We start from the raw sequence: 24,584 nt of genomic DNA, 5'->3' as shown, positions 1-24,584 counted from the left end.
GTTTATGGCATAGATCGTCCAAAACCTCCAGCCTATGTCTGCGGCGGTGCAACATAGATGGAAGGTTCGGCCAATGGATCAAGAAGTGGACCCCGCTCTGGCGCACGCCGATGCCGTTGCGCTGATGCCGGGCGACGCCGCGCTCAAGGTTGGTGACAAGCCGGCCTCACCGGAAAGGCCCGCCTGGGGCGCCGTCGCGGCCATGATGCTGGGCGTCACCGCACTTCTGACGGCCGAGTTCCTGCCGTCCGGTCTGTTGACGCCGATGGCGCGCGATCTCGGTGTGAGTCCGGGCCTCGCCGGTCAGGCCGTGACCGCGACCTCGCTGGCCGGGCTGGTCGGAGCATTGTTCACGCCGACACTGACGCGCAGGTTCAATCGAAAGCCGGTGCTGCTCAGCTTTTCGATTCTCCTGGTGATCTCCAATCTGCTGGTGGCGCTGGCGCCGAGCATCACGTTCCTCCTGGCCGCGCGGATCGTGCTCGGCCTTGCCATCGGCGGGTTTTGGGCGATGGCGGCAGCGACGACGATCAGGCTGGTGCCGCCATCGCTGGTTGCCCGGGCCTTGTCGATCGTGATGAGCGGCATTCCCGCCGCGATGATCATTGCCGTTCCGCTCGGCAGCTATCTCGGCGAGGTGGCGAGCTGGCGCTCCGTGTTCCTGCTCGCGACTGCATTGGGCGCAGCGGTATTCGTCATCCAGGCACTCGCTCTGCCGCGTTTGGCCCCAAGGGGAGAAGCCGGGCTCGACACCCTGATCGACATCCTGACACGGCCGGGGATCGGCGCCGGCATCTTGGCGGCAACGTTGGTCTTCACCGGACACTTCGGCTATTTCGGCTATATCCGTCCATTCCTTGAGAGCGTGACGGGGCTGGGCGCCGCCGGAGTTGCGGCGACCTTGCTTGCCTTCGGCGTCGCCAACTACCTCGGCTCGTTCGCGAGCGGGCTGATGGCCGAGCGCAAACTCAAGCTCACGCTGATCGCGATGCCGCTGGCGATCAGCGTGATCGGTCTGTTGCTCTCGGTCTTTGGCAAGGACGTCATTCCAGCTCTGGTGCTGGTCGCACTCTGGGGATTTGCCTTCAGCGGCGTACCGGTCGCGACCACGACCTGGATCACCCGCATGGTGCCCGACGAGACCGAGAGCGGGACCGGACTGACCGTGGCCTCGATCTTCCTCGGCATCACCATGGGCGCGGCCGGCGGCGGGCTGGTGCTTGATCTGATGGGCGCAGCCGCTGTGTTCGTAGCGGGCGCAATTCCCCTGGTGCTCGCTGCATTGCTGATCGCCAGCAAGGTACGCACCGGGGCGCCCTGACGGGTCTTTCCGGGAGCGGACCCCGGCGTTTGGAAGATTCAGGGTGGCCGCCCGCGTGACGATGCAGCGTGGGGCCGGAAAGGGGGCCTTCTCAGAACCGGGACTTTAGGGCTAAAAGGGCCGTGAACGCGGCCCTTTGGCGCGTTTTTTGCTGATTTCTCTGGAAAACAGCTCCTAAACGCCCCATTTCTTTGAGAAAGCCCATCATGACTCGTGTCGATGCCCATGGATTGAAGATTGCCCCTGTCCTGTTCGATTTCATCGCCAAGGAGGCGACGCCGAAAACCGGGATCGCCCCGGATGCGTTCTGGGCCGGACTTGCCGCCATCATCCAGAAGCTCGGACCGAAGAACCGCGAGTTGCTCGCGGTCCGCGACACGCTGCAGGCCAAGATCGACGACTGGCATCGCGCCAACAGGGGCAAGGCGTTCGACATCAACGCCTACACCGCGTTCCTCAAGGACATCGGCTACCTGCTGCCCGAGCCCGCGACCCACAAGGTCGAGACATCAAATGTCGATGAGGAAATCGGCAAGATCTGCGGCCCGCAGCTGGTGGTGCCGCTCACCAACGCCCGCTACGCGCTGAACGCCGCCAACGCGCGCTGGGGTTCGCTGTACGACGCGTTCTACGGCACCGACGCGATCCCGCACGATCCGAGCGAGGCTGGCCGTGGCTACAACAAGGCCCGCGGCGACAAGGTGATCGCGAAGGCGAAGGCGTTCCTCGACGCCGCCGTGCCGCTTGCGACCGGAAGCCACACCGACGTCACCTCCTACGCCGTGATCGCGGGCAAGCTCTCGGTCAAGCTGAAGAGCGGCAACTCGACCGCGCTGAAGAACGCCGCCCAGTTCGCCGGCTATCAGGGCGACGCCGCCCAGCCTTCCGCGATCCTGCTCGTCAACAACGGCATGCATGTCGAGGTCAAGATCGACCGCAACAACGCGATCGGCAAGGATGACCCGGCCGGCGTCGCCGACATGATCCTGGAATCGGCGGTCTCCACCATTCTCGACATGGAGGACTCGGTCGCTGCCGTCGACGCCGAGGACAAGGTGCTGGTCTATCGCAACACGCTCGGCCTGATGAATGGCACGCTGTCGGCCGATTTCGAGAAGGGCGGCAAGACGCTGACCCGCTCGCTCAATGCCGACCGCGTCTACAAGAAGCCCGACGGCAGCGAGCTGAAGCTGCACGGCCGCAGCCTGCTGTTGATGCGCAATGTCGGCCACCACATGTTCACCGACGCCGTGCTCGACGCCAAGGGTGAGGAAATCCCGGAAGGCATCCTGGATGCCGCGGTCGCCGGCCTGCTCGCGATCCACGACCTCAAGGGCAATTCCAAGGTCAAGAACAGCCGCACCGGCTCGGCCTATATCGTCAAGCCGAAGATGCACGGCCCCGACGAGGTGACGCTGACCTGCGACCTGTTCGCCGAGGTCGAGAAGATGCTCGGCCTGCCGGAGAACACGCTGAAGGTCGGCATCATGGACGAGGAGCGCCGCACCACGGTCAACCTCAAGGCCTGCATCCAGCGCGCCTCCAAGCGCATCATGTTCATCAACACCGGCTTCCTCGACCGTACCGGCGACGAGATCCACACCTCGATGGAAGCGGGTCCGATGATCCGCAAGAACGACATGAAGGCGCAGCCGTGGATCAAGGCCTATGAGGACTGGAACGTCGACAACGGCCTGATCGACGGCCTGCCCGGCCATGCCCAGATCGGCAAGGGCATGTGGGCCGCCCCCGACAAGATGGCCGACATGCTGGTGCAGAAGATCGGCCATCCGCAGGCCGGTGCCACCACCGCCTGGGTGCCGTCGCCGACCGCGGCCACGCTGCACGCGCTGCACTATCACCAGGTCAATGTGATCGCCCGCCAGCAGGAGCTCGCCAAGGGTGGGCCGCGTGCCAAGCTCTCCGACATCCTCACCATTCCGGTGTCGCAGTCGAACTGGGCGCCCGACGATGTGAAGCAGGAGATCGACAACAACTGCCAGGGCATCCTGGGCTACGTCGTGCGCTGGATCGACCAGGGCGTCGGCTGCTCCAAGGTGCCCGACATCCACGATGTCGGCCTGATGGAAGACCGCGCCACGCTGCGCATCTCGAGCCAGCACCTCGCGAACTGGCTGCATCAGGGCGTCATCACCAGGGACCAGGTGATGGAGTCGCTGAAGCGCATGGCCGTCGTCGTCGACAAGCAGAACGCCGGCGATTCGCTCTACAAGCCGATGGCGCCCGCGTTCGATGGCACTGCCTTCAAGGCCGCCTGCGACCTGATCTTCGAGGGCCGCACGCAGCCGAACGGCTATACCGAATACATCCTCACCGCGCGCCGCCGCGAGGCCAAGGCCGCGGGCTGATCTGCAAGCGATCGCAACGACAAGCAAAAGCCCCGGCGATAAGCCGGGGCTTTTTTGTTGGCGCCGCAAGTGACGCCGGGAAGAGCCGGACGCGATCACCTGCCGTCGCAAGGGCGCACTGCCAAATTATCGAAAACAACCCCATGCAAAGGTGCCGGCGGATACGGCGACTTGACTCGTCGGGCAAATCAGCTCTACATTTCCATTATCCCGAAATCGTGCAGACGCCCTCGCCGTGTCACCCCCCGCTCATGCATGCGGGTGACGACACCGAGAAGCTGTTTGACAACTTGAATCACGACCGCCGCCATTGTCGTCCTTGCCTGGTGCGCAATTGCGCACCAGGCAGGGACGACGATGAGGATGGTTGCGCTTCGCTCCTCGCAATGACGGATCTAGAACACCGCCAGATACTTCAGCAGCGAGATGATGCCGATGATGATGACGACGGCGCGCGCGATCTGCTTGGCGCGGCCGTCGAGCGGCAGCATGTTGATGAGATAAAGAACGAGAATAACGACAAGGAAGGTGACGAGTACGCCGACGAGCATGCGGAGCCCCCTGATGGCATCGGTGAATGTGCTGTTCGCCCTTTGCTAACGTGCAGGAGGCAGGCCGGTTCCGCGCCAGGAACCGAAGGCGGCCGCCCGCATGTGATCGACGCTACTCGCGCGCCACCACCGCCGGCCGGCCATATTTGGCGCGGATGCGATCCGGCGCCGGCGTGAAGTTGAGCTGCGCGCCGCGCCGGTCCGGACGGCTCACCGACATCAGCCCGTCCTTGCCGGCGACGATGTCGCCCTTGCGCAAGGTCGGATCGTCCTCGATTTTCACCGCGGCGAGGCCGACAGAGTCCTTGCCGTTGCAGGTGCAGCCCGAGACCAGCTCGTCGCGATAGCGGAACGCGTTCGGCAGCTCGGAATACGGCTTGCCGTCTTCCGTCGCGGCGTTGTCGATATTGCCGCCATAGACCACTTCGGTCGCGCTCGCCGGACAGAAGCTGTTGCAGCTTTCCGCCTTGCTCTGGTTGCCGGTCGACGCAAGCGGGAAATAGCGGCCGTCGCAGGTCCGCACGCAATAGGCCTGGCCGACGTCATAGCGTGGACGGCGCTCGACCCGCGGCATCATAGGCGGCCCATCGTCGAACGGCATCCGAATCATCGGCGGGCGGCCATGCATGAAGCCGCCGAACAGTTGCGAGAAGAAATCCTGGGCTTGCGCCGCAGGCGCAAGGGACAGGCCAAGCACTGCCGCGGTCCCGAACGCCCACCGCCTGGAGTATCGCGTCACCATCACCGGCCCTCAGTACAACATCGATCGTCAGTACAACGAGGAAGCCGTCGGGATGTTCATCGCCTGACGCCCGGACGGCAGCGTCGCCGCCGCGGGGCGCGGCCGCGCCGCGGCCGGCCGGACCGAGATCTGCGTCGTGGTCGGGCCGATCTCGCGCGCGGCGAGGTGCGGCGCGTTCTTCGGCAGCACCACGACCCTGGTGCCGACATCGACCCGGCTGAACAGGTCGGAAACGTCTTCATTGGTCAGGCGGATACAGCCGGACGAGACGAACTTGCCGATCGTCGAGGGATCGTTGGTGCCGTGGATGCGGTATTCGCTGGAGCCGAGATACATCGCGCGCGCACCGAGCGGGTTGCCCGGGCCGCCGGCCATGAAGCGCGGCAGATAGGGCTGGCGCCTGATCATCTCGGCGGGCGGATGCCAGTCCGGCCATTCGGCCTTGCGGCTGATGGTCTGTGTGCCGGCCCAGGTGAAGCCCTCGCGGCCGACGCCGACGCCGTAGCGGATCGCCCGGCCGCCGCCGAGCACGTAATAGAGTGCGGTGTTGCCGGTATCGATGATGATGGTGCCGGGCGCCTCAGTCGTGTTGAGCGCGACGGTGGTCCGGCGCAGCCGCTCCGGCAGCGCGCCGTCCTCGCCGGCAATCGAGGGGTCGTTCATCACCTCGTCGGCGGGAAATGCGCCCGACTGCGTCGACGCATAGCCGAGCGCGGAAGAACGGACCTGGGCGCTGGCCGACGTGGCGACAACAAACGGCGTCGCAAACAGGACGCTGGCGAAGGCAAAGGTGCGCGCGGCGCGCGACGCAAGCCGGCGGCTGGAAACAGACTGCTGTGTCATGTGCTGCCCCTGGACGGGATGCGCATCGTGGTGATGCGATGCCGGGCCAACGCGCATGGCCGCGAGTCGGTTCCGCCGCGAGTCGTCGCGAAGCCGCGATTGTCAACCCGTCACGTCTCACGAACGCGCGACGGAACTTTCCGAGGAGCGGCCCGTTGTCATCGCGCCATTCGACGCGCGGGGCGACCACGCGGCGGGTTTGTTCGTCCTCACGCGGGAGGAGTTCGGTGCGCGCCTTTCCAAGTGAAGACCTGCTTGGCAAAGCGCCCGAAGGCACGCCAGTCCCCGACAGCAAGATCGAACTGCCGCCGGTTGTCAGCCGCGCCGAGGCCGTCGCTTTCGCATTGATGGCCCTGCTGGTTATTGTCATTGTCGCGGTGCTCTATTTCGCACGCGCCTTCTTCCTCCCGATCACCATGGCCTTCATCGTCGGCACCATGCTGTCGCCGGCGGCGAGCATGCTCGAGCGCTATCGGATTCCGCGCGCGCTCGGCGCGGTCGTCATCGTGATCGCGGTCGGCGCCGCCGTCAGCTTCATGGTCGGGCTGATTGCCTCGCCGGTGATGGAGTGGAGCTCGCGGCTGCCCGAGCTCGGCGCGATCCTGAAGGAGAAGCTGCGCGTGTTCGACCGGCCGCTCGCGCTGTGGCAGGAATTGCAGACCATGGTCGGCGGCTCCGATACGCTGGCCACGCTCCAGCTGCCGAAATTCGAATGGGTGCAGCCGACGCTGGAATTCCTGTCGCCGACCTTCGCCGAATTCCTGCTGTTCATCGCGACCCTGATCCTGTTCATCGCAAGCTGGAAGGATCTGCGCCGCGCACTGGTGATGGCATTCAGCGAACGCACGGCGCGGCTGCGTACGCTGCGCATCCTCAACGAGGTCGAGACCCATCTCGGCAATTATCTTCTGATGGTGACCATGATCAATGTCGGCGTCGGCATCGTCACCGGCGCGATCTGCGCAGCAACGGGCATGCCAAATCCGGCTGGGCTCGGTGCGCTCGCCGCCACGCTGAACTTCGTTCCGATCATCGGGCCGATCGCGATGTTTGTCGTGCTGGTCGCGGTCGGCATCATCGCCTCGCCGACCATCGGCGCCGGGCTGATCGCGCCGGCCTGCTTTACCGTCGTGACCTTCATGGAAGGACATTTCGTCACGCCGACGATCGTCGGCCGCAGACTGTCGCTGAACGCGCTCGCAGTCTTCCTGGCGCTGGCGTTCTGGACCTGGCTATGGGGCCCGATGGGCGCCTTCCTGTCGTCGCCGCTCCTGATCGTGGCACTGATCGTCAAGGAGCATTTGATGCCGGTCAATTCGCCGCAGCTGCCGGAGGACTAGTGTCCCGAATCCGAAGTTCGCATCATTTGCCGTACCTTCGGAGCGAACTTCGGATTCGATAAGGACACTAGCAAACTTATGATTCTAGTGTGCTTTATGAATGCGAAGTTCGTGAAAGTGGCTGGCGCGAAATCGCACGAACTTCGCATTCAGCACACTAGCAAGGCGTTCTCGAGCGAAGCCGGCACCGTTTGAAAGCCCGGTTTCACGGCTGGAACCATGCACCGCGCGGCGCGTTTTTGCTCCAGCACGCAAGTTCTCCGGGAGCTTTTCGATGTCGAGCACGGACAGCGCATTTGGGATCAAGAACATGACGGACAAAGCGACCTACGAACGCCTTGAAAAGGATGTCACCGCCGTGAAGAACGATATCGCCGCCCTCACCGAACAGATCACCGACGCGCTGAACTCGTTTGCCAACAACGCGGGCAGGCAGGCTCGCCGCCGCTACAAGGATGCGCGCGCCAGTGCGGAAGATACACTCGACGACATGTCGGAGCGCGGCAGCGCGATGATGGGCGCGGCGCAGGATGCCGCATCCTCGATCGAGGAATCGCTGGAAGATATGATCACGCAGCGGCCGCTGGCGACGGTCGGCCTTGCGCTGGGTCTCGGCTTCCTGATCGGCGTCACCTGGCGCCGCTAGGCAATCTGCGGTCTCCGGGGGATGAGCCCCATGGTGGCGGTCACGCGGAAACCACCCCTCTGGATGCGATGGCGGCGCTGGCGCGCCGCCGCCGCGTTTGTCGACGCGCTCTTCAGGGCAAGGTTCGAGGCAAGATTCAGGACAAGATTCAGGGCAGGGCTGGTCGATGCTTCAGCGGCTGATCAATGACGTCAAGGATACCACCGGCAACGCGCTGCGGCTGACGTCGCTGGCCGCGGCCGCCGCGATCGCGCTGTTCATCACCATCGGCTTTCTGTGCGCCGCCGCCTTCGTCTACGTGCTGCAGCACTACGGGCCGGTGGAAGCGTGCCTCGCCGGCGCTGCGCTGTTCCTTGTCGTCACGCTGATCACCGCCAGCGTCTACATCGTGCGCAAGCGCGAGATGCGCCGCCGCGCCGAGAAGGCGGCAAAAGCCGCCGCGGCCAATGTGTTTGCCGATCCCGTGGTGGTCGCCACCGGCCTGCAGATCGTGCGGGCCATCGGGGCGAAGCGGCTCATCCCGATCCTGGCGATCGGCGGCCTCGCACTTGGCCTGATGGCAGGCCGCAGCGCTGCCAGCGGCGGCGAGGCGGACGAGGAGGAATAGCCTGCGTTGCCCGGTAAGGTGCAAACCGCAACTGAACATCAAGCCGGGCGATGACGCCGTCGACATTAGACGACTGTGCGCCCTTTTCAGGTCACGCAGCGGCCGGGCTGCAGCAGCTTGGCCACTTCGGTCAGCACGCTGACCACGGGCTCGCAGGCCACTTTGCGGGTGTCGCCGGGCCGTGCCCGAGCCGGCACCGCGGGGCGATGGCGCGCCTCTTCCTTGGCCACGGGGACGCGGACCAGCACCGACGTATCGGGAAGCCGCTCGACCTTCAGCGCAACGGTCCGGCTCGGCAGGCCGATGACCGGAACCGTGGAACGGTCGGTCTTGGCGGCGCGATTGACGGCGCTCTCCGGCGCCAGTGCGGTGGTGACCTGCTGGCGGCCGATGAGATCGTGGCCAGATGCCAGCTGGACGGCGCCAAGCGTCAGCCCAGCCGCCAGCGCAGCGAAAATTCCCATCTGAATCTTTGACATGGTGATGTCCCTCGCCCCATGGAAATTCGCTCGACGATCCCTTGGCGATCCCGGACACAACGCGAACGAAACCCGCGGGGTTCTCGCGTCCGGCCATCACTTAACCGTGTACGAAAATATTTTCGCTTGTGCGGAACGACTCAGGGGGTCTGCGAGTCTTTGGAAGAGCCGGTTATTCCCCCTGCCCCATTGACCGGCGACGTAGGGCGCGACCGTGGTGATGCCGGTCGCGCCCTGCTCTTTTCTGGTGTGCCGCAAACGATGCGTCAGCCGGCCTGTCGCTCACCGGTCGCAATCGAAAAATCTGAAACCAATGGCCCGGTCCTCCCACTCGCGAGAGGACCGTCCGCGTCAGGCATTGTCGTTCGATGGCATGTCCTGGGATCGAACAACCGTCACTTCACGGCAGGACGGGCAACGACCGACGTGAAACTTGATTCCGGTTGTCTGGTCGTCGACGAGCATCAATTCGCTCAAGGGCTCACCGCATTTGCAGGTGACCGTTTTCTGATCGGCAAAGTACATCTGACGTCCTCCATAAGCCTGGAGATTTCTCGTCTTCGGGGCGAGCTTGTTTGCGCCGTGCTCGCCCCCTCGCTTCCGCTCCTTCTCGGTCGATCAGATCCGGGCCATCCGGATTGGTGGGTGTGACTCCAAGCGCTTATTTCGAAGCGGATTTCGTCTTCCGTAACTCCGCAGCTTCGCGCGCCTGCCGTTCGGCCTTGAGGCGCTGGAAGTTGTCGTAGAACGCCTTCTCGTTGGCGCGATGCTCCTTCATCGCCTGCGATGCATCTTGCTGACGCTGCGCATCACGGTCCTTGCGCTGCTGGGGAGTAAGATTCATGCGACCTCCGACTAAGCTCTTGAATCAACGCTGGATTCAACGCACGAGGCCGGAAAAGGTTGCACCTTGGCAAGCAACTGGATCTATTTGCGCAGGCTCGCCCAGACGCCGCCGAGGATCAAAAGGCCGCCAACCAGATGGATCAGCTTCGGCGGCTCGCCGAGGATGATCCAGGACAGCAACGCGCTCGCGATCGGTGCGACGTAGAGCACCAGCGAGCTCCGCACAGAGCCGAATCTCGCGCCGAGCCAGGCGAAGCCGGCATAGGCGATCAGGCCGGGCACGAGGCCGGCGAAGACATAGGCCTCGAACGCCCGGGTGTTGAACACCTCCGCCGGCATGGCCCACATCTCCCGGAGCGCCTGCGGCAGCGAGCACAGCGCGCCGGCCGCCGAGAACAGGCTGACCCGAGCCAGCAGCGAGGCGCGCGGCGCGACGCGCGACTGCAGCAGCGTGTAGCCGGACCAGCCGAGCATCGCGCACACCACCAGGAGATCGCCCCAGGCCGCGCTCGATTGCGTCAGCGTTTCCAGATGACCGCCCGAGACGATCAGGAGCGCGCCGCCGAGCGCCAGCGCCGTGCCGAGCCATTGCAGCGGACCAATATGCTCGATGCCGAGCGCCGCCGAGATCAGCAGCACCATGATCGGCGACAGCGCGAAGATCAGCGCGATGTGGATCGCCGTGGTCGTGATGCCGGCGATGTAGACCGGGCCGCCGCACAGGAACATGCCGAGGAAGCCGGCGGCGAAGATCGGCCAGAGGTTCTGCGCCAGCGGGATCTTGCCGTCGCGGATCGCTGCGATCGCAAACGGGGCGAGGCCGATGGCGATGATGCTCCAGCGGAAGAAGGCGAGCGAAAACGGCGGCACCGAGCCGGCAAGCCCGCGCGCCAGAACCTGGTTGGAGGCCTGCCCGACCGCGACCAGGATGAAGCCCGTCAGCGCGACCGCGTCCTCCCAGCCCTTGGCGGGGCGGCTGACCTGCGCCTTCGGCGGCTCCGCATCCATGACACCGCCCCCTCAGCCGGCGCGCGATCGGCTCAGACGTCCGCTACTGCTCGGCCGCCTCGCGCTCCATGTCGCGGCCGGCGAGATCCTCGCCCTGCATGTTGGCGTATTCGCGCGCCATCTCGCGCATCAGGAATTTGGCGGGGACGTCGTGATAGCTGCCGTGGTCGTTGACATACTGCATGTAGGCGCGCCCTTCACCGTCGAAGGGATGCAGCAGTGCGTCGGCGTGGCCGTCGAAATCGAGCGGCTTGACGCCGAGCTTGGCGCACAGCGTGTCGTTGAAGGTCGGCGTCGCCTTGCGCCAGGCGCCGTCGACGAACACGTCGGTGAAGCCGTGCCAGGTGAACAGGTCCGAGCCCATGCTCTGGCGCAGCTTCTCGGTGGTGAGATGGTTGCGCACATCGGCGAAGCCGACACGCGCCGGGATGCCGTGGACCCGGCAGGCCGCGGCATAGAGCGCCGCCTTGCCGACGCAATAGCCGTTGCCGGCGGCGAGCACGCTGGAGGCCCGGTAGCTCTCGGGCGAGCGCATGCTGACATAGGGGTTGTAGCGGATGCCGTCACGCACCGCGGTGTAGAGCCGGCGCGCCTTGTCGCGCGCGCTGGCGTCAGACGGAACGGCGGCGCGGGCGAACGCCTCGACGGCGGGATGGTCGCTGTCGACATATTCGCCAGGGTCGGTGTAGAGGCGGCTGATCGTTTCCGGGAGATGCTCGGTCATGGCGCAAGCTTAGCAAGCCATGTGGGCAGTTCAATGCAGCACGTGCAGCCCGTCCCGCAGCGCTGCCCGGCCGGAGCCCCGCTCCGATTGAATCGAAACGGGGCTCTGGATTCTAGTTTTGACGCGTTTTCTTCACGCGAACCGGTGTCCGCTTCGCTCGAAAACACGCTAAAGCGCGATGAGATTAGGTTGAATCATCATCGCGTTTTAGCTCCTTGTTTGAGCATGATCTTCTCGGAAAACCGCTTCGCACTTTTCCGGATCATGCTTTAGTTCTTGAAGTGTTCGTCCAACTGCGGCGGCGGGTAGCTGCGTCGCCTCGCCTTGAAATATTCACGTGCGAAATGGATGCCGATCCCGATCAGGAACGGCGGCGCAAGCGCGGCGGCGATCATCAGCGCGGTGAGCGACTTCGGCGTCAGGATGTCGAGCACCATCGACGCCAGCAGCCACAGCGTGGCAGCAATCACCGCGACGTCGATATGCTTCATTCCCCGGTCTTTCCCTTGGTTCCTGGCTGCCATCCGGGTTCCATCCTACCGGCTGGTCCCGGACGCGCCAAGGATTCCGGGCGGCGGACGGTACCTCCCGCCCTTCACTTTCATGTTTGGAACGGCGCTTGCGCCGGCCACGTTGGTGCAGAAGTCCTGGATCCAGGATCAAATCCTGATCCGGATCAGCCGAGCACGGAGGCCGCGATGGGCAACTCCAGTGACATCCACAGCGGCGTCGACCATCCCGCCAGCCGGAACGGCGTCAACGATCCCGTCGACGGCGTCGATGTGAAGCGAAGCTTCAACGACAACCAGACGCCGCACGAACGTGCGCAATGGGCCGCCGATGTGCGTGCCGACGCCTCGCCTCGGCGGGGCGAACCGTTCCTGCCCGAAGCGCTGCGACGGCCGCCGACCGCACCGCTCAATCCACGCACCGGCCGCCGCGCGACTGACTAGGCTGTGAACGCCCGCACCAGCAGCAGGCCGCCGAACAGCGCGAAAATCGAGAGCGCGACGGAGGCCGCGATGTAGGTGCCGGCCGACCATAGCTCGCCGCGCTGCATCAGCACGATCGCATCGAGCGAGAAGGTCGAGAAGGTGGTGAAGCCGCCGCAAATGCCGACGGTGAGAAACACCCGCATCGCCTGGCTGGCATTCCAGCTCAGCGCGAACGCCTCCGCGAAGGCGCCGATCAGGAATGAACCCACGATGTTGATCACCAGCGTGCCCCAGGGAAAGTCCGTACCGACAAGGCGCCCCGCGCCGATCGCCACCAGATAGCGCGCGACCGATCCCAGCGAACCGCCGATCGCGACCGCCGCCAACAACTGAACGTTCAATGCTCCACCTTTCCGGCTCGCCATTCGACGAAGCCCGCCACCAACCCAAGCACGAAGGTCGCCGCGACCAGCTCGCCCGGCGCGCCGACCAGCAGGGCGACGACACCGACGAGCCAGATCGACCCGACCAGCGACAATGCGATTGAGAGTGAACCAGGAAGACCCGCCATGCGCTGTCCCTTCTCATTCGCGGGACACGGCGGGTCGGCGGTGGCGCATGCTCCTACCGACGCTGTCGCGCCCGGTAGGAGTCATCAGCCTTGCGGCGGTTATCGGGGAACTCCATCCCCATCAACATGGGAATGGTAGGCGGGCGGAGCGGCGGGAGCAAGTGGGCCGTTCCGCCGTTTCGCTTCTCGGCTCAGCCGGCCGTCGACAGCATCGCGTTCAATTCGACGGCTGTCCGCAGTTGCTCGATGCGCGCGACGATCTGCTCGCGTTCGGCACCGCGCGGCAATTGCGCGAGCCGGCTTTCAAGTCGCACGCGGTGTTCCTCGAGGCGCTGCTCGAATGTGTGGGGTTCAGATCGCTTCCGCTTTTGAATCGTCCTCTGCATTATCGACCTTTGGCGGTTGAAGACCGGGGCTGTTGGCCCAGCGGTCCAGTTGCTCGATGACTTTCGCGTGGCTCGGACGCCGCGGTTTCGGGGCTTCCGGCTCCTCGGATAGCTTGCGGGGAAGCTTGACGTGGTTGGTCATGGCATCTCTCCAGCAGCATAACGAGATGGGTGGTCGGACCGTTCCTTTATTTTTATCTAAACTATTGATTTCATTTGAAAAATTTACTCAATCAACGTTTTTAACTCAACCGATGGAACCCCACGCGAGTTTGGCGGTTTAGCAAATCACTCAACAAGCTAAGTTTGGGTGTTTTGCGATGAATGAGCTTCGCGCCGAACGGCTTCAGGTCATGCTGTCGCCAGAGGAGTTGGCAGCCCTCGACGATTTCCGCTTCAAGCACCGCATGCCGACCCGCGCCGCGGCGGTCCGCGAGTTGCTCAAGCTCGGTCTGGCCGGCGGTGGCACCGATGGGGCGGCAGGAGTGAAATCGAGCGATTACGGGGTATTCAACCGGGGGCCGGATGGACATATCCAGAGCGATGCCCCGCTAGAGGCGGAAGAGGATTGACGGCGCGTTGGCGCAGACGTGGCGGTTCAGCCTGCGGCGAACAGGTCGACAATCGCCTTCAGGATGCACACCACGAGGGCCGACGTGAACATCGCCGTGCCGAGATCTGCGAGATAAAGCAGTTGCGCCCTCTGCTCCGCATCAAGCCGCGCGATCGCCTTGCGCATGGCCAAGCTCCCTTTTCGGGAGAACGCGATGCACCGATGTCCGTTCCCTCGCCTGCATCAGGCTCGCTGCAGCGCCAGCGTCACGCCGCCGAGCGTCAGCGCCATGGCGCCGATCTCGCGCAGGCCCAGCGGCTCACCGAGAATGATCGCGGCCGACACCACGCCGATGACCGGCACCAGCAGCATGCCCGTTGACGCCGATGTCGGCGGCAGGCGGCGCAGCGTCTCAGCCGAACGCCGTCACACCACTAGGCAGAGAAAGCCCACCGTTCGATCGCGCTGCGTCGTATCCATGGGCGGCGCTTAGCAGGCGAACGCACGGGATTCCACATCGCTTCGCGTATGAGGGGCGTGTAGCGTATGCGGGGACGCGCGGCACGCTCCGTCAGGCGAAGGTGCCGATCGTGATCCGCGGCCAGCCGTCGTTTTTCCGAGCGGCGGCAAGCCTGGCCGTCCAGGCATCGATCAGGCTTGCGATGAGCAGGCGGCCGGTGCCGCGCATGTCGGGCAGTTTCATGGTCGGCGTGCCGAGCGTGAGCGCGACCACGCCGTGGGTCGCCGCCAGCAGCGCGGTCGCGAGCCGCTGCGGCAGGCCAGGCGCCGGCTCGGCGCCATGTGCCGCCAGAAATTCCCGCACCGAGATCACGAACAATTCGTAGCTGCGGCGCGCGATCTCGGTCTCGCCGAAATAGACGCCGTCGGGAAAACGGCGGTCCTCGGTCGTACCGGACATCGAGAACAGTGAGCGGAAGTGATCGGGATTGTCGGCCCAGTAATCGAGATAGGTTTCCATCACGCGCCGCAGCCGCAGATCGCTGTCGGCCGTCTCTCGCGCGGACCCGCTCGAGGCGTTCGGCGACCGCCTCGAGATTCTGCTGCTTCACCGCGAGCAGCAGCAGCAGCTTGGTCGGGTAATATTTGAGAACGGTGCCCTTCGAGTAGCCGATCGCGTCGGCGATCTTCTGGATCGATACGGTCTCGAGCGTGCCGGCGGCGAACTCCCTGCGCGCGGTCTTAAGGATCAGCGCCTTCAGCGCCTCCTTGTCGGCCTCCTGGCGCGCCCTGCGCTGAAAGCGCCGTGCGTCTTTGGCTCGCTCCACGATCGACATCCCCATCTGCCTCGCGCCTCCATGCCGCGCACCCGCCCCGATGGCAACCCCGCCCTTGCAATATGCAAGTTAATTGACTATGGTCAATTAACTCATGACAAGACGGGAGGATCCGATGAGCAGCCAAGCGAGCTCCCTTGCAGGCGAAATGGCCCGCAGCGATTTCGATCCGTTCAGCGCGGCGACGCGGGCCGATCCCTACGGCACCTATGCGGAGCTGCGTGCCGCGGCGCCGGTCATCCGCCTGACCAGTTATGACATCTGGGCGGTGCCGCGCTTTGCCGAGGTCAAGACGATCTTTGGGGACCATGTCAATTTCAGCAACGCCGGCGGCGCGGGACTTGCGAACCACTTCAAGGAGAAGCCGTGGCGGCCGCCGAGCATCGTGCTGGAAGCCGATCCGCCGCTGCACACCCGAACCCGCGCGGTGCTGGCGCGGATCCTCTCGCCCGGTGCGATGCGGCGGCTTGCAGATGATTTCAAGTCAACGGCGACGCGGCTGATCGACGGGCTGGTCGAGCGCGGATCGTTTGACGCCATCAAGGACATCGCGGAGGTGTTTCCGGTCAGCGTGTTTCCCGACGCGCTCGGCATCGACCAGGAGGGGCGCGAGAACTTCCTGACCTATGGCGCGATGGTGTTCGCCGGCTTCGGGCCCGAGAACGATTATTTTCGCGCGTTGATGAAAGAGGCGCCGCGCGTGCTGCCCTGGGTCGCGGCGCGCTGCCAGCGCGAGGCGCTGCGCCCGGGCAGCTTTGGCGCGCAGGTCTATGAGGCGGCCGACGCCGGCGAGATCAGCGCGGAGGAAGCTCCGCTGCTGGTGCGTTCGCTGCTCTCGGCCGGGCTCGACACCACGATCAGCGCGATCGGCATGGCGCTGTACACGCTTGCGCGCCATCCCGAGCAATGGTCGCTGCTTGCAGCCGATCCGTCGTTGTCGCGCGCGGCATTCGACGAGACGCTGCGCTTCGATTCACCGGCGCCATTCGTGTTCCGCACCACGCCGCATGACACCGAGATCGCCGGCGTCAGGATCGGCAAGCACGAGAAGGTGCTGCTGCTGCTCGCCTCCGCCAACCGCGACGAGACGCGCTGGGAGCATGCCGACCAATTCGACGTCAGACGGCGGCTCTCCGGACACATGGGCTTCGGCGTCGGCATCCACGGCTGCGTCGGGCAGATGGTGGCGCGGCTGGAAGCCGAGGCCGTGATCACAGCGCTCGCCAGCCGCGTCAAACGGCTCGAGATCGCAGGCCCCACAGCCTTCCGCGACAGCTCGGGCCTGCGGGCGCTCAGCACAATGCCGGTCCGCGTGACGCCGAAGTAACGTCGCTATCGAAGGCTCAAAAAAAGCCGGCGTACCTTTCGGCACGCCGGTCTGGATTTTGCTCCCTTGCGTAAATTCAGATCATGCCGATGCCGCGCGCGGCGTGCGGTTGCGCGAGTTGCGCTGGAAGAACAGCGCCTGGCTCGCCACCGCCGACACCATCGCCGGCTGGAACGGCTTTGAGATCAGGAATGCCGGCTCCGGCCGCTCGCCGGTCAGGAAGCGCTCGGGATAGGCGGTGATGAACACCACCGGCACCTCGAAGGTCCGCAGCAACTCGTTCACGGCATCGAGGCCCGACGAGCCATCGGCGAGCTGGATATCGGCGAGGATCAGGCCGGGCTTCTTGTTCTTGGCGAGCGCCACGGCGTCGGAATGCGTGCGGGCAACGCCGATGACGTTGTGACCGAGATTCTTCACCAGGCTCTCGAGGTCCATGGCGATGAAGGTCTCGTCCTCAATGATCAGGACGTCGGTGGCGATCTCGGCGGCCATCTCGCGGCCGGCGGCATCGGTGAGCTTGCGCGTCTCGGCGATATCGGTGCCGAGAATGTAGCCGACCTCCTCCTCCGAGAAGCCCTCGAGCGACAGCAGCAGGAAGGCCTGGCGAGGCAGCGGCGTGATGTTGGACAGCCGACGCTCCGGCGGCAGCGACAGCGTCGCCACGTCGGCATTTTCGTTGTTGTTCACCGACACCGAATTCCAGATCTGGGTGAACAGCCGAAACAGGCCGGCGCGCGGCCCGTGGGTCTGATCCAGCAACGATCCATCCTGCAACAGGGCCTCGAGCATGGCCCCGACATAGGCGTCCCCCGACGCCTGATTTCCGGTCAGTGCGCGAGCGTAACGGCGCAACAGCGGAAGGTGTTCGGCAACGATCTGCGATCGGGACATTCCCACTCCATCCTTGTTCGTGAGGCCTGGCGGCCTGAAACCCATTGTCTGGGGGCGGCAGAATCCAGTTCTGGGACGACCCCGGTTCCCCTGCATCGCCGACTACGCGCGAAAGCCGAAAAAGTTCCACGAAATAGTTCCAGCATTCCGGAACTTTCTGCGCAACTTTGCATTAGCTCCAGACCGACGAGGCAACGCGGCCAGCCTCTTTTTTCGAGGAAACGACTTGGAAATCAGAGACTTAACTCCCGGGGAAGCGTGGATCACATCATGAAGGAAGTAAAGAAGCAGGGCGGTCTCAACGCCGAGATTCAATCGAGAATCGGCCACCAGCTTCGCGCCATGTACGATGACGTGGTGCGACAGGGCGTACCCGACCGCTTTGCGGAGCTGATCCGCAAACTCGACGGGCCGGAGGCTGCGGCGGCGGCCGTCGCCGGGGGCGATACCGACAAGAACAATGGAGGGGACTAATGCCTCTCACGAATGAACTTCGCGACGATATCCTTGCGTCGGTCCCGAGCCTGCGCGCGTTCGCGATCTCGCTGTCCGGTAATGGTGACCGCGCCGACGATCTGGTGCAGGAGACCCTGCTGCGCGCGATCGCCAACATCGACTCGTTCCAGCCCGGCTCGAACCTCCCCGCGTGGCTGTTCACCATCCTGCGCAACCTGTTTCGCTCCGACTACCGGAAGCGGCGGCGCGAGGTCGAGGATGCCGAGGGCAATTATGCCAAGACGCTGAAGAGCCAGCCTTCGCAGGCGGCGCATCTGGAATTCGAGGAATTCCGCGCCGCGCTTGAAAAGCTGCCGCAGGACCAGCGCGAGGCGCTGATTTTGGTCGGCGCGTCCGGCTTCTCCTACGAGGATGCCGCGGCAATCTGCGGCTGCGCGGTCGGCACCATCAAGAGCCGCGTCAACCGCGCGCGATCGAAGCTCTCCGCGCTGCTCTATGTCGACAGCGCCGAGGATTTCGGCCCCGACAACACCGTGCGTGCCGTGATCGGCGGCAATGGCGGCTAAGCGCGACCACGGCGATAAATGAGAAAAGGCGGCCCGCGGGCCGCCTTTTTTCATGTTGGCCTGCAAGGCCACGCTCAGCGCGCCGTCAGCTGGCCATCGCCTTGACGGACGCCGGCTTGAAGCCGTTTCTCAATTCGAGGATCTTGGCTGCGATTTCGGTCACCGGGACCGGGTGACTGAATAGGAAGCCCTGCGCCTCGTTGCAGCCTTCGGCCCGCATATGATCCAGCTGCTCGACGGTCTCGATGCCCTCCGCGATCGTGGTCATGCCGAGGCTTCTGCCGAGGCTGATGACGGCGCGGACGATCGACTTCGATCCATGCGTCGCGGTCGCATCGCGCACGAAGGATTTGTCGATCTTGAGCTTGTCGAACGGGAAGCTGCGCAGATAGCTCAGCGACGAATAGCCGGTGCCGAAATCATCCAGCGCGATGCGCACTCCCTGCGCCTTCAGCTTGTGCAGCGTTGCGAGCGTCTCGTTGCTGTTCGCTAGGAACACGGACTCGGTGATTTCGAGCTCCAGCCGGCGCGGCGACAATTTTGACGTCGCGAGCGCGCCGACGACGACGTCGGTGAAGTCGGCATCGCGAAACTGGACCGCGGATACGTTGACCGCGAGCTTCATCTCGCTGGGCCAGGTCGTCGCCTGTTCGCAGGCGCGATTGAGCACCCATTCTCCCAGCGGGCCGATCAGGCCGATCTCTTCCGCGATCGGGATGAACTGGTCCGGCGGCACCAGCCCGCGCTTGGGGTGATGCCAGCGCAGCAGCGCCTCGAAGCCGCAGATGCGGTCGAGATGGAGATCGTAGAGCGGCTGGTAGAACAACGAGAACTCGTCCTTGACCATCGCCTCGCGAAGGTCGAGCTCGATCGCCCGACGCCGCTGCAGGCTGGCGTCCATCGCAGGCTCGAAGAAGCGCCAGGTGCCGCGGCCTTCCATCTTGGCGCGGTACAAGGCGACGTCGGCGTTCTTCAGCAGCTTCTCGCCGGTGGTGCCGTCGCCCGGCGACATCGAGATGCCGACGCTGCATCCGACGACGACGCGATGCCCGTTCAGCTCGTACGGCGCACCCACGCATTCCACGATGCGGCGCGCGAGGCGTTCGGCCTCGTCGCCGCCCTGAACACCGCACTGGATGACCGCGAACTCGTCGCCGCCCAAACGCGCGACGGTGTCGACCTCACGGACGCAGGCGTTGAGCCGGTCCGCGACCGCGCACAGCAGTTCGTCGCCGACCGGATGCCCGAGCGTGTCGTTGACCTGCTTGAAGTTATCGAGATCGAGGCAGAACACCGCGAAGCCGAGTCCGCGGCCGACCTGCGCAACCGCCAGCTCGATCCGCTCGGCCAGCAACGTCCGGTTCGGCAGCTTGGTCAGGGCATCGTGCCGGGCCATGAACGCGATCTGCGATTCCGCCCGTTGCTGTTCGGTGACGTCCTCGCAGGTGACGAGCCAGCCGCCATCGGATGTCGGCCGTTGCGCGATCGCAATGATCCGTCCATCGCTGAGATGCTGCAGATAATTGCCGTCGTGCAGGGCCATCGAGCGCTCGCGCTCCGCCAGCAGGTCGGTGACGGTCCGCTCGCCGTGATTGCCCGCGGCGATGCTCAGGTCGAGCACCTCCTCCATGGTCATTCCGGGAACGACAAGCTCCGGCGATATATCGAAGATCTCGCAGAACCGGCGGTTGGCGACTTGCAGCCGCGCCTCGCTGTTATAGAGGCACAATCCTTGCGACATGTGCGTGAGCGCCGCGTCGAGCCGCAGATTGGTTTCATGCAGCTCGGCCTTCTGCTGCTTCAGCGCGGAGATGTCGCTGTAGACGAGGACGACGCCGCCCTCCTGCGTCTCGCTGCGGCTGACGCGCAGCCAGCGTCCATCCGCAAGCTGCGCCTCGCTCGCAAAGCCATCGATGTCACCGTCGGCAGGCGCCAGCCTGGCGGCATCGAGCGGATTCGACTGCAGGAGCTGCGGCGAGAGACGGATGAATTCACTCGCGCGCGAGTTGGCCAGCGCGACCTGGCCATCCGCGTCGAGCAGCACGACGCCCTCACGCGACGTTTCGAGCGCATCGGAAAGCCGTGCCTGCGCCGAGCGGCGTTGCGATACTTCTTGATTGACCATCCGCCGGATGTTGTCGCGCATCGTTTCCATTGCGGTCAGAAGCGTGCCAAGCTCGTCGGTCCCGCCCTTGGGGATGGTCGCGTCGAGGTCGCCGCCGGCGATGCTTCGCGCGGCCCGCGATGCGATCGCGACCGGCCCGATAATGCGGCGCGCCAGCAGCCACGAAAACAGCGCCGACAGAAACAGCGCGACGGTCAGCCCGGCCACGTTGAGCTGCAGGTCCCGCTTGATCGTCGAGAGCGCCTTTTGCCTGAACAGGAAGCCATCGCCGGCCGTATAATTGACCAGCAGCTCGACCTGCTGACTGACAATCTTGGAGTAGCGATCGACATCGCCGACCGTCGCACCCGGTGCGCGCGGATCGGCCGCCGCGCTGCCCTCCGTGGACGATCCGATCGCGCGCCGGTGCAGCGCCATCCAGGCGTCGGCGGCTTCCTGAACCTTAGCGGCGGCTTGCGCAGCGCGCGAGGATTGCGACCGATCGGCAGCAATCGCCAGGTCTTCCGAGAGCGTCTTCGCGAGCTTTTCAATCTGGCCATCGAGATTGGCGCGAATCTCCGGATCCGTGGTCAGCAGGCGTTGCGACGAGGCGACCCGCATCGCGGCGAAATCCGCACCGGCCGCGCGTGCATAGTTGATCGACATAAGGGATTCGTCGAACGTCTTGGCCACCAGATCGCCGGCATGGCGGATGCCGAGGATGGAGTACCCGCCGAGGGCGACCGCAACGGCGCTCATCGCAAGGCAAAAAATCAGAATCTGGCTGCGGATCGAACCCTTGGTCAGGGCAAGACGCGAAAGGCGGACGGTTGCGAACCGAAAGGCCGCACCGCTCTTTACCTTGAGGTTGCCAAATAGGCTGTCCATGCCCGCGTTTCGCCGTAGTGCTCGATACTCAAGCTACGCAGAAACGCGCAGCACTGCGGAAAATAACTGTCTGCTCAAAATTGCTTTAGTAGTGACTGGAACTCATGCTGAAATCGTTAAGATCAGCTGGCGATAATCACCCTTACAGGTGATCCGGGAGCCACATTTGCAGCCCGGGATAGCCGATATTTGGTGTTCGAGGTTCAGCGGGGGTCTCATGCAGTCAGGCTTGTTGCGCGCCTTGCGCCTGGGCCAGTTCGGCCGCCTGCCGTTTGCGGCGGCGATCGTCACTGGAGCGCTTATTGGAGCAGCTTTGGGCGCAGCCCCTTATGTCATTTCGCAGAAGGATCGTGAATTCAAACCCGCGCAGATCTCGATCAAGCGGGGTGAGGTTTTACGGTTCGTTAACGATGACGGCGAACTGCTGCATCACGCTTATTTGAGCACTGATACGTTCAGTTTCGACTCGGGTGACCAGCAGCCGGGCAGCAAGTTCGACGTCACTTTCTCGGTGCCCGGCGACTACACCGTGCTGTGCGGCATTCACCCGAAGATGAAGCTTGCCGTCCACGTCGCCAAATAGCCGCCCCAGGCGGCGGCGATCTACAGGACCGACGTCTTGAAGATCGCAGCGTGGCCGAAATAATAGACAAACAAGGTCACCGACAGCGCGGCACAGAGCGCGACGGGGGCGAGCCACGGCGCACGACGGTCGCGCGACAACACCTTGTTGTCGGCGACAATCGCTAGCAGGACAGCGATGATTGCCGAGTGTCCGATCGTGTCGATCTTGCCGAATTCGAAGCACGCGCTGATGAACATCCCCGTCAGCACGGTTGCGGCGCAGCGCCGGATCAGCGGCGTCCAGATCAAGGCAAAGGCAAGCGTGAATTCCACCATGCCGGCGGCGCGCATGTAGAACTCGTTGTCGAAGCCCAGCGTCATCGCGGAATGCTCGATCAGCAGCGGGAAGCTCCATTCCGGATAGGCCCATTTTTCGACCGAGGCCCACATCAACGTCACCGCGGCGGCGTAGCGCATCACGTCGATCGGCCGGATTCCGAACAAATCCTTGTTCAGCCCAACCAGTGCAAAATAGGCGGCAACACCAAGAAAGATCGGGTAATCGGCGAGGTGAAAGAGACCGTAGTCGCGCACGCCGATCCCGAACAGAACCACCATCCCCGCCGCCGACAGCGGCAGCGTGCGTCGTGACAGCATCCCGGCAGCGATCGCAAGCTGCAGCGCGCCGACATACGGCGACGTCGTCTTCAACTCGGGCGTCAGCAGGATGCCGCCCACGGCCCAGATCGAGATGAAGAAGAACCCGCACACGGCGCGCATCATCAATTCGGTGCGCAGCCGCAGCCCCTCGGTGACGCGGTCCATCACCCGGATCGTGGCGTCACCCAGCGAGGTGGGCTCGATCAGGCAACCCGCAAACAGCCAGAAGATGGCGACACCGAGCAGCAGTTCGAAATCCAGGCAAAGGACATTCTCGAGTCCGCGGGGCTGGCCGGCGACATCGTAGGCACAAAACCATTTGACATGTGCCTCGGCACTGCGCGCGGCGACGACACAAAACAGAACCGCTGCAAGGCACGTGGCGAAAAAGGAGCGCACCGCCGAGACGGTATCTCGCGCCCATCCACTAAACATTGAACCAACCGCCCACACACTTTAAGGACTTGTTTAACTTATATCAAATTTTAAGCTTTGCGCCTGCCGGGACATCCCGTGGTTGCATTGTGGTTAATCGTGGCGGGCGGGCCCCCGGCCTGTCCCTTAGTGCAGTCTTTACAGCCGGTTGCCTCAAATTTTAGCTAATTCCGGCACGGGAGCTCAATTCAACTGTCGTAGTGAAATCCGGACAAATCGGATCGGGAGGCCGGTACAGTGTTCGGAGCGTTGAGCGTCGTAAGTATCGGGGTGGGGTCGGCCCTCGCCTATGTGACAAGATCGTCCGCTGCGCGCACAGCGACCCTCGAGACCTGCGCGGGCGCATTCGTGATCGTGGGGCTCGGCCTCCTGGGCGCGGCGCTGCCGCACCTGTCCTGAAACGAACCTCGTTCTGAACCGCGTTGAGCCGAGGTCAGCGCGGCAGTTTGGGGACGCCTGCCACCGGCGGGGCCGTCGCGGTCAGGGTTTGCAGGAAGGCGATAAGGTCGTTCTTCTCGTCTGCCGTCAGGGACAGCGGCTTGATGTCGGGCGATCGGCTCGGCCGATCGATCCCACCCTTGTTGTAAAGCTCGATGACATCTTCCAGCGTTGCCACCGATCCGTCGTGCATATAGGGCGCGCGGCGCGCGACGTCGCGCAATGTCGGCGTCTTGAACGCATATTTCAGCTTCGCCGAGGTCGGAAAGAAACGGCCGCGCCCGATGTCATGGCCCTTGGCGGTGCCGATATCCTGGAAGGATCCGTCGGAAAACGACGGGCCGCTGTGGCAAGCCGAGCAACGTGCTTTGCCGTTGAAAAGCTCAAAGCCGTGCTGGGCTGATTTGCTGATGGCGGTGTCGTCGCCCTTGATCCAACGGTCGAACGGAGCCTCGCCTGCGACGATGGAGCGCTCGAAGGTCGCCAATGACGCCTCGATCCTCGGCCGCGTGATCGCGCCGTCTCCGAATGCGTGGGCGAAGGCATCGACATAGCCGGGGATCGCCGAAAGTCGCGCAATCAATTCCGGCTCGGTCATGTTCAGGTTCGCCGGACTGAGGATCGGCCCGAACGCAACGGATTCCAGATCCCTGAACTTGCCGTCCCATCCCAGCGGCTCGAAGAAGGCCACATCGATCAATGTCGGCGAGCGGATCGGCAGGCCCTTGGGATCCTCACCGATGGCGCGCGGAAGGCCATCGGCCCATGAAAGGGATGGCCTGTGGCAACTCGCGCAGGAGTGTGTCTTTGACCTCGACAGCAGCGGATCGAAGAACAGCAGTTGCCCAAGCGCGGCTTTCGCCTCCGAATAGGGATTGCTGCTCGGGAACGGAACGACGTCCGGCCTCCGATAGCTGGCACGGATTGTCGCAGGGTCGCCGGGCGGCGCTGCCGGAGTCAAGGCAAGCGACAGCCCTACCGGCAAAACTGCCGCGAGCAAGGTCAGGCTGACCCAAAGCCTCATCGGGGTCCTCAG

General features: G+C 64.3%; 31 protein-coding genes, 2 pseudogenes and 1 riboswitch. Of the genes and pseudogenes, 11 read left to right on the top strand and 22 right to left on the bottom strand.

Going from position 1 to position 24,584, the window contains the following annotated elements; genetic code table 11:
* The first annotated feature begins 73 nt into the window (after nucleotides 1-73).
* Both ACVMB1_RS38195 and ACVMB1_RS38190 read left to right on the top strand, forming a co-directional pair.
* Nucleotides 74-1,321 (top strand): MFS transporter, encoded by a 1,248-nt coding sequence (locus ACVMB1_RS38195; protein WP_200844478.1) that lies wholly within the window; start codon nucleotides 74-76, stop codon nucleotides 1,319-1,321.
* 206 nt (nucleotides 1,322-1,527) lie between these two features.
* Nucleotides 1,528-3,690 carry a malate synthase G gene (locus ACVMB1_RS38190; RefSeq protein ID WP_076824930.1) on the top strand — a complete coding sequence of 721 codons (2,163 nt, stop codon included), beginning with the start codon at nucleotides 1,528-1,530 and terminating at the stop codon, nucleotides 3,688-3,690.
* 395 nt (nucleotides 3,691-4,085) lie between these two features.
* On the opposite strand, the gene ACVMB1_RS38185 is transcribed toward ACVMB1_RS38190, so the two are convergent.
* From ACVMB1_RS38185 to ACVMB1_RS38175, 3 genes are all read right to left on the bottom strand, one after another.
* Nucleotides 4,086-4,241, bottom strand: coding sequence for a Thivi_2564 family membrane protein (locus ACVMB1_RS38185; protein ID WP_085970696.1), 156 nt, complete (start codon nucleotides 4,239-4,241; stop codon nucleotides 4,086-4,088).
* Between the two features lie 112 nt (nucleotides 4,242-4,353).
* Nucleotides 4,354-4,983 carry a DUF2865 domain-containing protein gene (locus ACVMB1_RS38180; protein ID WP_057016146.1) on the bottom strand — a complete coding sequence of 210 codons (630 nt, stop codon included), beginning with the start codon at nucleotides 4,981-4,983 and terminating at the stop codon, nucleotides 4,354-4,356.
* Nucleotides 4,984-5,010: 27 nt separating this feature from the next.
* Nucleotides 5,011-5,826 carry a L,D-transpeptidase gene (locus ACVMB1_RS38175; RefSeq protein WP_076824961.1) on the bottom strand — a complete coding sequence of 272 codons (816 nt, stop codon included), beginning with the start codon at nucleotides 5,824-5,826 and terminating at the stop codon, nucleotides 5,011-5,013.
* 227 nt (nucleotides 5,827-6,053) lie between these two features.
* On the opposite strand from ACVMB1_RS38175, the gene ACVMB1_RS38170 reads away from it, so the two are divergent.
* Nucleotides 6,054-7,166, top strand: a complete 1,113-nt coding sequence (locus tag ACVMB1_RS38170) for an AI-2E family transporter (protein ID WP_076824927.1) — start codon at nucleotides 6,054-6,056, stop codon at nucleotides 7,164-7,166.
* Between the two features lie 84 nt (nucleotides 7,167-7,250).
* Here the strand turns inward: ACVMB1_RS38170 and ACVMB1_RS38165 are convergent, their stop codons facing one another.
* Complete coding sequence (locus ACVMB1_RS38165; RefSeq protein ID WP_141342503.1) at nucleotides 7,251-7,451, bottom strand: hypothetical protein; 201 nt, start codon at nucleotides 7,449-7,451, stop codon at nucleotides 7,251-7,253.
* Between ACVMB1_RS38165 and ACVMB1_RS38160 the strand changes: the two genes are divergently transcribed.
* Both ACVMB1_RS38160 and ACVMB1_RS38155 read left to right on the top strand, forming a co-directional pair.
* Nucleotides 7,441-7,812 (top strand): DUF883 family protein, encoded by a 372-nt coding sequence (locus tag ACVMB1_RS38160; protein WP_076824925.1) that lies wholly within the window; start codon nucleotides 7,441-7,443, stop codon nucleotides 7,810-7,812. The genes ACVMB1_RS38165 and ACVMB1_RS38160 overlap by 11 nt on opposite strands.
* Before the next feature lie 166 nt (nucleotides 7,813-7,978).
* The gene (locus tag ACVMB1_RS38155) at nucleotides 7,979-8,419 is read left to right on the top strand and encodes a hypothetical protein (protein ID WP_076824923.1); all 441 of its coding nucleotides are present in this window, start codon (nucleotides 7,979-7,981) and stop codon (nucleotides 8,417-8,419) included.
* A gap of 86 nt (nucleotides 8,420-8,505) precedes the next feature.
* Here ACVMB1_RS38155 and ACVMB1_RS38150 read toward each other — a convergent pair whose 3' ends face one another.
* From ACVMB1_RS38150 to ACVMB1_RS38125, 6 genes are all read right to left on the bottom strand, one after another.
* Complete coding sequence (locus ACVMB1_RS38150) at nucleotides 8,506-8,898, bottom strand: hypothetical protein (RefSeq protein ID WP_076824921.1); 393 nt, start codon at nucleotides 8,896-8,898, stop codon at nucleotides 8,506-8,508.
* A gap of 351 nt (nucleotides 8,899-9,249) precedes the next feature.
* Nucleotides 9,250-9,423 carry a hypothetical protein gene (locus ACVMB1_RS38145; RefSeq protein WP_168857994.1) on the bottom strand — a complete coding sequence of 58 codons (174 nt, stop codon included), beginning with the start codon at nucleotides 9,421-9,423 and terminating at the stop codon, nucleotides 9,250-9,252.
* Nucleotides 9,424-9,559: 136 nt separating this feature from the next.
* Nucleotides 9,560-9,742, bottom strand: a complete 183-nt coding sequence (locus tag ACVMB1_RS38140; protein WP_057016142.1) for a hypothetical protein — start codon at nucleotides 9,740-9,742, stop codon at nucleotides 9,560-9,562.
* 83 nt (nucleotides 9,743-9,825) lie between these two features.
* A complete protein-coding gene (locus ACVMB1_RS38135; RefSeq protein WP_076824919.1) occupies nucleotides 9,826-10,752 on the bottom strand; it encodes a DMT family transporter in 927 nt (308 codons plus the stop codon).
* Nucleotides 10,753-10,795: 43 nt separating this feature from the next.
* A complete protein-coding gene (locus ACVMB1_RS38130; protein WP_076824917.1) occupies nucleotides 10,796-11,476 on the bottom strand; it encodes a transglutaminase-like domain-containing protein in 681 nt (226 codons plus the stop codon).
* 269 nt (nucleotides 11,477-11,745) lie between these two features.
* Nucleotides 11,746-11,967 (bottom strand): hypothetical protein, encoded by a 222-nt coding sequence (locus ACVMB1_RS38125; RefSeq protein WP_057016139.1) that lies wholly within the window; start codon nucleotides 11,965-11,967, stop codon nucleotides 11,746-11,748.
* 207 nt (nucleotides 11,968-12,174) lie between these two features.
* On the opposite strand from ACVMB1_RS38125, the gene ACVMB1_RS38120 reads away from it, so the two are divergent.
* Nucleotides 12,175-12,429, top strand: coding sequence for a hypothetical protein (locus tag ACVMB1_RS38120; RefSeq protein ID WP_076824915.1), 255 nt, complete (start codon nucleotides 12,175-12,177; stop codon nucleotides 12,427-12,429).
* On the opposite strand, the gene crcB is transcribed toward ACVMB1_RS38120, so the two are convergent.
* The 4 genes from crcB to ACVMB1_RS38100 form a co-directional block, all read right to left on the bottom strand.
* Complete coding sequence (crcB, locus tag ACVMB1_RS38115; protein ID WP_076824913.1) at nucleotides 12,426-12,812, bottom strand: fluoride efflux transporter CrcB; 387 nt, start codon at nucleotides 12,810-12,812, stop codon at nucleotides 12,426-12,428. The genes ACVMB1_RS38120 and crcB overlap by 4 nt on opposite strands.
* Nucleotides 12,809-12,982, bottom strand: coding sequence for a hypothetical protein (locus ACVMB1_RS38110; RefSeq protein ID WP_156436118.1), 174 nt, complete (start codon nucleotides 12,980-12,982; stop codon nucleotides 12,809-12,811). The genes crcB and ACVMB1_RS38110 overlap by 4 nt, the downstream gene beginning before the upstream one ends.
* Before the next feature lie 68 nt (nucleotides 12,983-13,050).
* Nucleotides 13,051-13,111: riboswitch (Fluoride riboswitch) on the bottom strand.
* 62 nt (nucleotides 13,112-13,173) lie between these two features.
* Nucleotides 13,174-13,296 carry a hypothetical protein gene (locus tag ACVMB1_RS38105; RefSeq protein WP_256521238.1) on the bottom strand — a complete coding sequence of 41 codons (123 nt, stop codon included), beginning with the start codon at nucleotides 13,294-13,296 and terminating at the stop codon, nucleotides 13,174-13,176.
* A 37-nt stretch (nucleotides 13,297-13,333) separates the two neighbouring features.
* Nucleotides 13,334-13,510, bottom strand: a complete 177-nt coding sequence (locus ACVMB1_RS38100) for a hypothetical protein (protein ID WP_194295308.1) — start codon at nucleotides 13,508-13,510, stop codon at nucleotides 13,334-13,336.
* A gap of 178 nt (nucleotides 13,511-13,688) precedes the next feature.
* Between ACVMB1_RS38100 and ACVMB1_RS38095 the strand changes: the two genes are divergently transcribed.
* Nucleotides 13,689-13,940 (top strand): hypothetical protein, encoded by a 252-nt coding sequence (locus tag ACVMB1_RS38095; RefSeq protein ID WP_057016136.1) that lies wholly within the window; start codon nucleotides 13,689-13,691, stop codon nucleotides 13,938-13,940.
* A gap of 26 nt (nucleotides 13,941-13,966) precedes the next feature.
* Here the strand turns inward: ACVMB1_RS38095 and ACVMB1_RS38090 are convergent, their stop codons facing one another.
* From ACVMB1_RS38090 to ACVMB1_RS38075, 4 genes and pseudogenes are all read right to left on the bottom strand, one after another.
* A complete protein-coding gene (locus tag ACVMB1_RS38090) occupies nucleotides 13,967-14,107 on the bottom strand; it encodes a hypothetical protein (protein ID WP_155258615.1) in 141 nt (46 codons plus the stop codon).
* Between the two features lie 57 nt (nucleotides 14,108-14,164).
* Nucleotides 14,165-14,335: pseudogene (locus ACVMB1_RS38085) on the bottom strand (EamA family transporter); the annotation flags it as partial.
* Nucleotides 14,336-14,492: 157 nt separating this feature from the next.
* Nucleotides 14,493-14,900, bottom strand: coding sequence for a hypothetical protein (locus ACVMB1_RS38080; RefSeq protein WP_456849713.1), 408 nt, complete (start codon nucleotides 14,898-14,900; stop codon nucleotides 14,493-14,495).
* A 148-nt stretch (nucleotides 14,901-15,048) separates the two neighbouring features.
* Nucleotides 15,049-15,216 (bottom strand): annotated as a pseudogene (locus tag ACVMB1_RS38075) (TetR/AcrR family transcriptional regulator); the annotation flags it as partial.
* Nucleotides 15,217-15,331: 115 nt separating this feature from the next.
* On the opposite strand from ACVMB1_RS38075, the gene ACVMB1_RS38070 reads away from it, so the two are divergent.
* Nucleotides 15,332-16,543, top strand: a complete 1,212-nt coding sequence (locus ACVMB1_RS38070; RefSeq protein WP_141342494.1) for a cytochrome P450 — start codon at nucleotides 15,332-15,334, stop codon at nucleotides 16,541-16,543.
* Nucleotides 16,544-16,624: 81 nt separating this feature from the next.
* Here ACVMB1_RS38070 and ACVMB1_RS38065 read toward each other — a convergent pair whose 3' ends face one another.
* The gene (locus ACVMB1_RS38065; protein WP_057016134.1) at nucleotides 16,625-17,437 is read right to left on the bottom strand and encodes a response regulator; all 813 of its coding nucleotides are present in this window, start codon (nucleotides 17,435-17,437) and stop codon (nucleotides 16,625-16,627) included.
* 270 nt (nucleotides 17,438-17,707) lie between these two features.
* On the opposite strand from ACVMB1_RS38065, the gene ACVMB1_RS38060 reads away from it, so the two are divergent.
* A complete protein-coding gene (locus ACVMB1_RS38060) occupies nucleotides 17,708-17,911 on the top strand; it encodes a NepR family anti-sigma factor (RefSeq protein ID WP_018269610.1) in 204 nt (67 codons plus the stop codon).
* Entirely contained in the window at nucleotides 17,911-18,459 is a 549-nt protein-coding gene (locus tag ACVMB1_RS38055) for a sigma-70 family RNA polymerase sigma factor (RefSeq protein ID WP_016847265.1), read from the top strand. Before ACVMB1_RS38060 ends, ACVMB1_RS38055 begins: the two co-directional genes overlap by 1 nt.
* An 85-nt stretch (nucleotides 18,460-18,544) precedes the next feature.
* Here ACVMB1_RS38055 and ACVMB1_RS38050 read toward each other — a convergent pair whose 3' ends face one another.
* Entirely contained in the window at nucleotides 18,545-21,451 is a 2,907-nt protein-coding gene (locus ACVMB1_RS38050) for an EAL domain-containing protein (RefSeq protein ID WP_141342493.1), read from the bottom strand.
* Between the two features lie 217 nt (nucleotides 21,452-21,668).
* Between ACVMB1_RS38050 and ACVMB1_RS38045 the strand changes: the two genes are divergently transcribed.
* Nucleotides 21,669-22,034 carry a methylamine utilization protein gene (locus ACVMB1_RS38045; RefSeq protein WP_076824951.1) on the top strand — a complete coding sequence of 122 codons (366 nt, stop codon included), beginning with the start codon at nucleotides 21,669-21,671 and terminating at the stop codon, nucleotides 22,032-22,034.
* 20 nt (nucleotides 22,035-22,054) lie between these two features.
* Here ACVMB1_RS38045 and ACVMB1_RS38040 read toward each other — a convergent pair whose 3' ends face one another.
* Nucleotides 22,055-23,038, bottom strand: a complete 984-nt coding sequence (locus ACVMB1_RS38040; protein WP_076824949.1) for a hypothetical protein — start codon at nucleotides 23,036-23,038, stop codon at nucleotides 22,055-22,057.
* Between the two features lie 505 nt (nucleotides 23,039-23,543).
* Entirely contained in the window at nucleotides 23,544-24,572 is a 1,029-nt protein-coding gene (locus tag ACVMB1_RS38035) for a cytochrome-c peroxidase (RefSeq protein WP_076824906.1), read from the bottom strand.
* Nucleotides 24,573-24,584 lie beyond the last annotated feature (12 nt).

This window comes from Bradyrhizobium sp. USDA 4504 (genome assembly GCF_054063995.1).
Note: the sequence above shows the minus strand (reverse complement) of the source record. Positions and strands in the feature narration are given on the sequence as shown.

Coding starts and splice junctions, on each gene's coding strand:
- ACVMB1_RS38060 (WP_018269610.1), top strand. CDS start 17,708: ATGAAGGAAGTAAAGAAGCAGGGCGGTCTCAACGCCGAGATTCAATCG.
- ACVMB1_RS38125 (WP_057016139.1), bottom strand. CDS start 11,967: ATGAAGCATATCGACGTCGCGGTGATTGCTGCCACGCTGTGGCTGCTG.
- ACVMB1_RS38090 (WP_155258615.1), bottom strand. CDS start 14,107: ATGCGCAAGGCGATCGCGCGGCTTGATGCGGAGCAGAGGGCGCAACTG.
- ACVMB1_RS38190 (WP_076824930.1), top strand. CDS start 1,528: ATGACTCGTGTCGATGCCCATGGATTGAAGATTGCCCCTGTCCTGTTC.
- ACVMB1_RS38120 (WP_076824915.1), top strand. CDS start 12,175: ATGGGCAACTCCAGTGACATCCACAGCGGCGTCGACCATCCCGCCAGC.
- ACVMB1_RS38195 (WP_200844478.1), top strand. CDS start 74: ATGGATCAAGAAGTGGACCCCGCTCTGGCGCACGCCGATGCCGTTGCG.
- ACVMB1_RS38185 (WP_085970696.1), bottom strand. CDS start 4,241: ATGCTCGTCGGCGTACTCGTCACCTTCCTTGTCGTTATTCTCGTTCTT.
- ACVMB1_RS38065 (WP_057016134.1), bottom strand. CDS start 17,437: ATGTCCCGATCGCAGATCGTTGCCGAACACCTTCCGCTGTTGCGCCGT.
- ACVMB1_RS38150 (WP_076824921.1), bottom strand. CDS start 8,898: ATGTCAAAGATTCAGATGGGAATTTTCGCTGCGCTGGCGGCTGGGCTG.
- ACVMB1_RS38110 (WP_156436118.1), bottom strand. CDS start 12,982: ATGGCGGGTCTTCCTGGTTCACTCTCAATCGCATTGTCGCTGGTCGGG.
- ACVMB1_RS38160 (WP_076824925.1), top strand. CDS start 7,441: ATGTCGAGCACGGACAGCGCATTTGGGATCAAGAACATGACGGACAAA.
- ACVMB1_RS38140 (WP_057016142.1), bottom strand. CDS start 9,742: ATGAATCTTACTCCCCAGCAGCGCAAGGACCGTGATGCGCAGCGTCAG.
- ACVMB1_RS38045 (WP_076824951.1), top strand. CDS start 21,669: ATGCAGTCAGGCTTGTTGCGCGCCTTGCGCCTGGGCCAGTTCGGCCGC.
- ACVMB1_RS38100 (WP_194295308.1), bottom strand. CDS start 13,510: ATGACCAACCACGTCAAGCTTCCCCGCAAGCTATCCGAGGAGCCGGAA.
- ACVMB1_RS38155 (WP_076824923.1), top strand. CDS start 7,979: ATGCTTCAGCGGCTGATCAATGACGTCAAGGATACCACCGGCAACGCG.
- ACVMB1_RS38175 (WP_076824961.1), bottom strand. CDS start 5,826: ATGACACAGCAGTCTGTTTCCAGCCGCCGGCTTGCGTCGCGCGCCGCG.
- ACVMB1_RS38135 (WP_076824919.1), bottom strand. CDS start 10,752: ATGGATGCGGAGCCGCCGAAGGCGCAGGTCAGCCGCCCCGCCAAGGGC.
- ACVMB1_RS38080 (WP_456849713.1), bottom strand. CDS start 14,900: ATGGAAACCTATCTCGATTACTGGGCCGACAATCCCGATCACTTCCGC.
- ACVMB1_RS38095 (WP_057016136.1), top strand. CDS start 13,689: ATGAATGAGCTTCGCGCCGAACGGCTTCAGGTCATGCTGTCGCCAGAG.
- ACVMB1_RS38050 (WP_141342493.1), bottom strand. CDS start 21,451: ATGGACAGCCTATTTGGCAACCTCAAGGTAAAGAGCGGTGCGGCCTTT.
- ACVMB1_RS38130 (WP_076824917.1), bottom strand. CDS start 11,476: ATGACCGAGCATCTCCCGGAAACGATCAGCCGCCTCTACACCGACCCT.
- ACVMB1_RS38070 (WP_141342494.1), top strand. CDS start 15,332: ATGAGCAGCCAAGCGAGCTCCCTTGCAGGCGAAATGGCCCGCAGCGAT.
- ACVMB1_RS38055 (WP_016847265.1), top strand. CDS start 17,911: ATGCCTCTCACGAATGAACTTCGCGACGATATCCTTGCGTCGGTCCCG.
- ACVMB1_RS38035 (WP_076824906.1), bottom strand. CDS start 24,572: ATGAGGCTTTGGGTCAGCCTGACCTTGCTCGCGGCAGTTTTGCCGGTA.
- ACVMB1_RS38145 (WP_168857994.1), bottom strand. CDS start 9,423: ATGTACTTTGCCGATCAGAAAACGGTCACCTGCAAATGCGGTGAGCCC.
- ACVMB1_RS38180 (WP_057016146.1), bottom strand. CDS start 4,983: ATGGTGACGCGATACTCCAGGCGGTGGGCGTTCGGGACCGCGGCAGTG.